Source organism: Terrabacter sp. P5_B1 (assembly GCF_056400505.1).
In genome coordinates this window covers 1-7,166 of the sequence record NZ_JBFULD010000219.1, presented here as the reverse complement: position 1 = coordinate 7,166, position 7,166 = coordinate 1, and the positions used below count along the sequence as shown (strand labels likewise).

The window sequence follows — 7,166 nt, the reverse complement described above, 5'->3', positions numbered from 1 at the left end:
CCCGCGTCCCGGTGCGGTCGTACCGGTGACGTCGGTGCTCAGTTCGTGCGGGCGCCGACCTCGTAGCTGGTGTTCGTCGCCTCGAAGAAGTTCACGAGCTCGAGCGTGTCGTTCGCCGCCGCCATCCACTTCGCGGGGTTGGTGGCTCCGTAGTGCGCCTCGAAGCCGAGCTCCTCGAGGCGGCGGTCGGCCAGGTAGCGCACATAGGTGTTGATGTACGTGGCGTTGAGACCGAGGATCCCGTGCGGCAGAAGGTCGTGGTTGTAGCGCTCCTCCAGCTCGACTGCGTCGAGGATCATCTGTCGGATCTCGTCGGCGAACTCCGGCGTCTGCAGCTCGGGGTTCTCCTCGAGCACCGTGAGGACCAGGTTGATCCCGAACTTGAGGTGCAGGCTCTCGTCGCGGACGACCCAGTCGATGAGGGAACCGAAGTTGCGCAACAGGTTCCGCTGACGGAAGCTCAGCGCGACCATGAAGCCGCTGTAGAACCAGATGCCCTCGAGGATGACGTTGTACGCGACGAGGTTGCGCACGAAGTCACGCTTGCCCTCGAGTGAGCTGATGTCGAGGGTGCGCTGGGTCATGCGCGTCAGGTAACGGACCTCGAAGGCCTCCTTGGCCGCCATCGACGGGGTGCCGACGTGGGCAGCGTACGCACGCTGCCGGTCGATCGGGAAGGTCTCCAGGACGTACTCGAACGCCACGCAGTGGTTGGCCTCCTCCCACATCTGCTTGGCGAGGTACAGGTGCGCCTCGGGCGCGTTGACGTAGGGGTAGACGCCGAACGCGAGCGCCTTGTTGACGAGCAGCTCGTTCGGGTTGAAGTAGCTCATGAGGAAGGTGACGGCGTGCTTCTCCTCCTCGGTCATACGGGCGAAGTCGGCGAGGTCCTCGCCGAGCTGCACCTCGTGCGGGAACCACGTGTTGGCGACGGCCTGCTCGTAGAGCTCGTAGGCCCACTGGTAGCGAATCGGCTTGAGCAGCAGGCCTTCGGTGATCCCGCTGCCGAGGATCGAGGAGGCACTGTTCGCGGCGGCTGGGCTCGCGGTGGTCTCGGTCGTGGTCTCGGTGGGGGTCTCGGTCGGGGTCTCGGTCGGGGCGATGGTGGTCATGGCTGGGTCTCCTGGACGGTCGGGTCGAGAGTGGCGGCGAGGGACGCGGTCACTGGCAGGCATCGCACTGCAGGCGCTCCTGGGGGTCGGTCGGGCAGACGAGCCCGTCGAGCTCGTCGTCGGCGTCGTCGACGGTCTCGTGGACGACGTCGAGGACGGGTGAGGTCGCCGAGTTCGGTACGGGACCCGGTTCAGGGACGGCAGGCGCCGGCACCGACGCCGTGGGAGCAGGTCGCGCGAACCCGAACCCTCCGGCGCGACCCGTCGAGGCCGCCTTGTTGACCTGCACCGTCGACTGCTCGGCGGTGTGGCGCGGCTTCACGTGCAGGTAGTACGTGGTCTTCACGCCCATGCGCCAGGCGGTCGCATAGATTCGGGCCATCTCGGCGAGGTCGCGGGTCTCGAGGTACATGTTGCGACTGATCGCCTGGTCGACCCACTTCTGCGCCCGCGCGGCGACGTGCAGGAACGCGTACGGCGACAGCTGGAACGACGTCCGGTACACGTCCCGCACCTCGGTGGGGATGGCGCTGATCCCCTGGGCGTCGCCCTGCGCGCGCAGCAGCGGCTCACGCACCTGCTCCCACAGGCCTCGCTCCTTGAGAGCGGTCACGAGGTTGCGGTTGACCTCGAGGAACTTGCCCGAGCTGGTCGTGCGGCTGAACAGCTGGGAGAACTGCGGGTCGAGTCCCGGGGTGGTCCCGGCGACGAGTCCGATGGAGGCTGTCGGCGCCACAGCCATGAGCGTCGCGTTGCGCATGCCGCCGGCGACCTTCTCCCGCAGGGCATCCCAGTCCAGGCGTGAGGTCCGGTCGACGTCGACGCTCAGCCCGCGATCGGCCTCGAGGTCAGCGATCGTGTCGATGGGCACCCGGCCCCGCGACCATCCCGAGCCAGCGAAGTTGGGGTAGCTCCCGCGGCTGCGCGCCAGGTCGGCGCTCTCGTCGATGGCGGTGTGGCTGATGAACTCCGTGACGCGGTCGATGAGCTCCAGGGAGTCGTCGCTGCCGTACGCGATGCCGAGACGCTCGACGACGTCGGTGAACCCCATCATGCCCAGGCCCACCGCACGGTTGGCGTCGTTCGAGCGTTCCGACTCGACCACCGACGAGAGGGTGATGTCGATGAGGTTGTCGAGCTGCCGCACGGCCGTGCGCACGGTCGCCTCGAGGCGCACCCAGTCCACCGCGGCGTCCAGGTCGAGCGGGACGCCGGCCGGGCCGGGCGTGCCCGCGAGCAGGTGCCGAGCGAGGTTGACCGATGCCAGATTGCACACTGCCGTGTGGTCACGATCCTGCGGAAGCGTGATCTCGGTGCACAGGTTGGACAGGTGGATCGTGCCGGTGTTGTCGTTGAGTGCCCGGAGGTTGATCGTGTCCTTCCACGTCAGCCACGGGTGCGAGGCCGTCTGCAGCGCGACGAGGATGGCGGAGAACTGCTCGCGTGCGCGGATGGTGCGGAAGGCCCGCAGTCGCCCCTGCTCCGCGAGCTGGACGTACTCGACGTACCGGCTGCTGAACGCGGCGCCGGTCAGCTCGACGAGATCAGGCGTCTCGAGCGGGTCGAAGAGGTACCACGTCTCGTCCCGCTCGACCCGGCGCATGAACTCGTCGGAGATCCACACGGCAGTGTTCGCGGTACGCGTGCGGCGGTAGGGGTCGCCGGCCTGCTGGCGCAGGTCGAGGAACTGCGGGAAGTCAAGGTGCCAGTTCTCCATGTAGAAGCACAGGGCCCCGAACTTCTTGCCACCGCGCGAGATCGCGCGCAGGGTCGAGTCGATCGTGTGCATGAACGGGATCGGCCCCGTGGAGGTGGTGTTGTTGCTGCGGATGGGCGAGCCCTCGGAGCGCAGCTTCGTCACCGAGAGGCCGATCCCGCCCGTGCCCTTCGTGATCCACATGACGTCGCGCACGCTCTTGGCGATGTGCTCGATGTCGTCCTCCATCTGCATGACGAAGCAGTTGGACAGCTGGGGCTGCGGCGTGCCCGCGTTGACCAGCGTTGAGCCAGCGGGCAGGTACTCCAGCCGGGCCGTGGCGCGGTAGAAGCGGATCGCGGCCTCGGTGGCGTCGTCCTCGTTGAGCGACAGACCCATCGCGACGCGCATCCAGAAGTACTGCGGCACCTCGACGTCCGCGCCGCCCGGTCCGGTCAGCAGGTAGCGGTTGCGCATCGTGACGACGCCGACGTACGTGAGCAGCTCGTCGTGCTCGGGGTCGAGCTCGTCGGCCAGGCGCTCGAGGTCGAACCCGGTGGCCAGGCGGGCGTCGAGGAGCCCGTTCTCCGCGGCGTCGCGCACGTATCCGGGGAAGCGCGCCCGGTGCAGCAGGTTCAGCTCACGCACCGTCTCGTAGCTGCCGAGCACCCGCTTGTAGATCGTCTTGAGCAGCATCCGGGCCGCGACCCGGTCGAAGGCCGGGTCGTCCTTGACGTTCTGGACGGCGACCTGGAGCGCGGCCTGGTCGAGCTGCTCCGTCGTGATGCCGTCGAAGAGCGTGATCGCCAGCTCGGAGGCGATCTGGACCGTGAGGCCCACGGCGTTGTCGAGGCCCTCGGTGGCTCGCTCGACGGCGCGGTTGATCCGATCGGCGTCGAAGGGCTCATGCGTCCCGTCGCGTTTCGTGACCGACACCTGGGTGGCCGACGTCGGCTGCGGTTGGGCCGGTACGGCGATGGCGGGGCTGCCCGGCTGGGCGCCGTCCCGGTCGAAGGTTTCCTGCAGGGGGCTGTTCACGGCTGTCTCCTCGCAGCGGTGGCGAACGGTCCACCGGCGCGGGGAGAAACGAGGAACGACGACCGTCACGCGAGGCTCCCGACAGAGGTGCCCGCCCGCGTCCAGCCGTTGCCCACCAGCCCTCCCACGGGGCCGTCGGACCACCGCGTGGGTTCACGCGGTGCGCTGGCAGGTCTTCGGACTCGCGGGCAGCACACCGCCCGAGACTCTCGGACGGTCCGTCTCCTACTGGTCGCCGCTTCCCAGACCCGAAGGCCCAGTGCTCATGACGACGGTCGTTCCCACTCACCGCTGCGGGGCAGTCCCGGACTCACACCGGGTTCCCTCTTGCGACGACGTATCTGGCTGATACGCCGAACCAGCTGCAGCACCGACACTAGACCTAGTGGCTCCACCCCTCTCGCACCCAACATCTTGCGCGTGTCGTCGCGCCACTGCAGCCACCGGCTTCCGAGCTCGTTGCGCCACTCCCCAGCGACCTCACGCTTTGCTTCCACCGCGGGCTCGACGTCGCTCGCTCGTCATCGCCAGGTGGGTCACCTCCGAGCTCAGCGCCGGGGCCGGCAGCGGTGAGACGTCAGACCGGCCAGCGCGGATACCGTCGAGGAACAGGACCAGGTACCGCTCGTGGAGGTTGGGGGCGAGGTCCCGGGTGCTGTCCATGATCGTCGACAACGCCGCCTGGATGAAGATGACGTCGGTTGGCTCGAAGTCGGGGCGCACGACGCCCTGTTCCTTCGCGCGCTCGACGAGCTCCACCACCAACGGTGCGATGCGTACCCGGACGTCGTTGATGCGAGCGTCGCCGAGAGTCGGGTCGTTCAGGATCTGGTTTAGGCCGCGATCCCCGAACTGCATCTGCAGGGTGCGCTCCAGGTAACCGGCCAGGGCCTGCCACGCATCCGGCTCCTCCAGGGCCTCCCGGGCCGCAGTCTCGACGTCTTCCATGCGCTCCTCGAAGAGCGCGTCGATGACGGCCTCCTTGTTCGGGAAGCGCCGGTATGCCGTCCCGACCCCGACGCCCGCATGGTGGGCGATGTCGTTCAACGTCACGCCCAACCCGTGCTCGGCAAAGAGCTCGCGGGCAGCCGCGAGGAGACGTGCGCGATTCTCGGCGGCGTCCCTGCGTAGCGCTCGGGGCGTGGCGTCCGTCATGGAGGCGACCCTAGCATGAACCGGATAGCTAACATCCGCTTAAGTGCTAGGGTGCGGGCACGAAACCGAGAAGGAGAACACCATGAAGTACACGAAGAGCGGCAGCCAGACCGGCGTCGGCCCCGCGGACTGGTTCACGGGCACCGTCTTCATCGACGGCATACGCAACCCCGACGAGCAGTCGGCCGTCGGTTGTGCCCACGTCCGGTTCACTCCCGGCGCGCGGACAGCCTGGCACCACCACCCCAAAGGGCAGACGCTCTACGTCACCGACGGCATCGGCTACGTGGCCCGCCGTGGCGGTGACGTCCAGGAGATCCGTCCGGGCGACGTGGTCTACATCGAGCCGGGCGAGGAGCACTGGCACGGGGCGACCGCCGACCGGTTCATGGCCCACGTTGCGATCCAGGAAGCCGACGACAGCGGCCAGGTCGCGACCTGGCTGAGCCACGTCACCGACGAGGAGTACGGCCACTGAGCCTGCCTGCGGCTACCACAGGCCGTAGAACGGCCCGAAGAGGAAGAACCAGGCGAAGCCCAGGGTGTCGTCGAAACCGTGCGCGAGCACCGGCGCCCACAACGTGCGGGACCGGTACCGTAGCCCGCTGAACACCACGCCCCCGAGAGCGGCGGCGACGACGCCGACGGGGCCTTGCTCGGTGTGGAGCAGGCCGAACAGCAGCGAGGAACCCAGCACCGCGACGGCGACGTGCAGACGTCCGCGGCCCAACACCTCGGTGAGTCGGGTCAGCAGGTAGCCGCGGAACGCGGTCTCCTCGCAGAACGCGGCGAGCACCCAGGACGCCGCCAGGTACGTCACGAGCAGCCGGAGGTTGCCGTGAAGGCCGCCGAAGGAGCTGACGTCCTGCCGGGTTCCGGTGAGGTGGTTGGTGACCGGGATCAGCACGGCGAAGCCGACGAGCACGAGGGAGGGGATCAGCCAGTCCGCGAGTACCGCGACTGCGGCGGCGGCAACTTCGACGGCAGCCATCAGGCGCCAGATGCCGCTGGCGCGATCAGGCGCCCGGAGGCCCTCGGTGGCGGCGCCCGGAGCGTCCTCTCGTGTGAGGCGTGCATCGGTGTGCTTGGTGTTCATCGTCGGTAACCGCCTCAATAGCCTGCTGCTGCCAGCCGGGAGAAGGGAGATTCCGCCGAGGTTTCGAATGGTGAACATGGCCTTCGCCTCCACCCTCGACGTTAGGGCCGGTTCGGCCGTCACATTCAGGGTCTTTCGACTCCAAAGGGTGGTGATCTACCCCACGGCTTCGTGTCCTCTGCCGCAAGGCGGAACGTGGCGCGCGCCGCGTCGCGGTCATGCCGTGGAGCGTGCGGTGTGAGGCTGCAGACAGGACGGTCCGGGTGATCTCACCCGCGGGCTAGCGTGGAGCAAGAGGTGTGCGCGGAGTGTGCGCCGAAGTGGCGCCACTCGAGCACAGGCCTCGTCGCCGAGGAGGTCGGTGGTCATGGCTGCCGAGCGCGTCGCCGGGTGGAGCAAGGACAGTGTCCGGGGCACGGGCGGACCACCGCCAGGCGCGATCGCCCTGCTGCGTGAGGGCCCGAGGCTGACCGTTGCCCGGGTGCTCTCGCTCGTGGTCCTCGGGCTGATGCTCGCCCAGACGCTCCTCGGCCTGCTCGTGCCCGGGCTCTACCCGGAGCAGGCGTGGGCGACCGCGGCCCTGCGCGGCAACGACCTCGTCACGCTCACGGTCGTCGTGCCCGCGCTCGCGGTGGCCGTGTACCGCAGCGCGACCCGGTCCTCGTCCGCGTGGGTCGCCGTGTGGCTGGGGCTGCTCTTCTACGGGGTCTACAACTACGCGTACTACGCCTTCGGTGCGGCGTTCAGCGACGTGTTCCTCCTGCATGTGGCCGCGTTCTCCGCGTCGACGTATGCCGTGGTGCTGCTCGGGTCGAGCCTCGAGGTCGACGCGGTGGCGGCGGGTATCCGCACCGGCCCGGCGGCGCGGGCCGTCGCCGCGTTCACGACGCTGCTCGGGGCCGGGCTCGTCGCCGCCTGGGGAGCCCTCTCCGTCCGGTTCGCCGTGACCGGCCTGCTGCCCGCGGACGTCATGCCACCGCAGGCGGTCCACCTCGTCTACGCCCTCGACCTCGGCGTGCTCGCTCCGGCGTTCATCGTCTCCGGCGTCCTGCTGTGGACCCGTCGCGCC

6 protein-coding genes and 1 riboswitch are annotated in these 7,166 nt (G+C 68.8%); of the genes, 2 read left to right on the top strand and 4 right to left on the bottom strand.

What is annotated here, in order from left to right; genetic code table 11:
* Positions 1-38: 38 nt before the first annotated feature.
* The 3 genes from AC1DP0_RS15115 to AC1DP0_RS15105 all read right to left on the bottom strand — a co-directional run bounded on the left by AC1DP0_RS15115 (position 39) and on the right by AC1DP0_RS15105 (position 5,001).
* On the bottom strand, positions 39-1,112 hold the full coding sequence (locus AC1DP0_RS15115) for a ribonucleotide-diphosphate reductase subunit beta (protein ID WP_478085519.1): 1,074 nt from the start codon (positions 1,110-1,112) through the stop codon (positions 39-41).
* Positions 1,113-1,161: 49 nt separating this feature from the next.
* On the bottom strand, positions 1,162-3,744 hold the full coding sequence (locus AC1DP0_RS15110; RefSeq protein ID WP_478085523.1) for a ribonucleoside-diphosphate reductase subunit alpha: 2,583 nt from the start codon (positions 3,742-3,744) through the stop codon (positions 1,162-1,164).
* A gap of 252 nt (positions 3,745-3,996) precedes the next feature.
* A riboswitch (cobalamin riboswitch) is annotated at positions 3,997-4,225 on the bottom strand.
* A 101-nt stretch (positions 4,226-4,326) separates the two neighbouring features.
* Positions 4,327-5,001, bottom strand: coding sequence for a TetR/AcrR family transcriptional regulator (locus AC1DP0_RS15105; protein ID WP_478085516.1), 675 nt, complete (start codon positions 4,999-5,001; stop codon positions 4,327-4,329).
* An 82-nt stretch (positions 5,002-5,083) separates the two neighbouring features.
* Between AC1DP0_RS15105 and AC1DP0_RS15100 the strand changes: the two genes are divergently transcribed.
* Entirely contained in the window at positions 5,084-5,479 is a 396-nt protein-coding gene (locus AC1DP0_RS15100) for a (R)-mandelonitrile lyase (RefSeq protein ID WP_478085513.1), read from the top strand.
* Positions 5,480-5,491: 12 nt separating this feature from the next.
* Here the strand turns inward: AC1DP0_RS15100 and AC1DP0_RS15095 are convergent, their stop codons facing one another.
* On the bottom strand, positions 5,492-6,097 hold the full coding sequence (locus AC1DP0_RS15095) for a lysostaphin resistance A-like protein (protein WP_478085510.1): 606 nt from the start codon (positions 6,095-6,097) through the stop codon (positions 5,492-5,494).
* A 367-nt stretch (positions 6,098-6,464) separates the two neighbouring features.
* Here AC1DP0_RS15095 and AC1DP0_RS15090 point away from each other — a divergent pair.
* Positions 6,465-7,166: hypothetical protein (locus AC1DP0_RS15090; RefSeq protein WP_478085509.1), on the top strand; the 702-nt coding region annotated here is incomplete at its 3' end.

Bases quoted from the DNA above. Each gene is read 5' to 3' on its own strand.
- AC1DP0_RS15115 (WP_478085519.1), bottom strand. From the start codon at position 1,112: ATGACCACCATCGCCCCGACCGAGACCCCGACCGAGACCCCCACCGAG.
- AC1DP0_RS15105 (WP_478085516.1), bottom strand. From the start codon at position 5,001: ATGACGGACGCCACGCCCCGAGCGCTACGCAGGGACGCCGCCGAGAAT.
- AC1DP0_RS15100 (WP_478085513.1), top strand. From the start codon at position 5,084: ATGAAGTACACGAAGAGCGGCAGCCAGACCGGCGTCGGCCCCGCGGAC.
- AC1DP0_RS15095 (WP_478085510.1), bottom strand. From the start codon at position 6,097: ATGAACACCAAGCACACCGATGCACGCCTCACACGAGAGGACGCTCCG.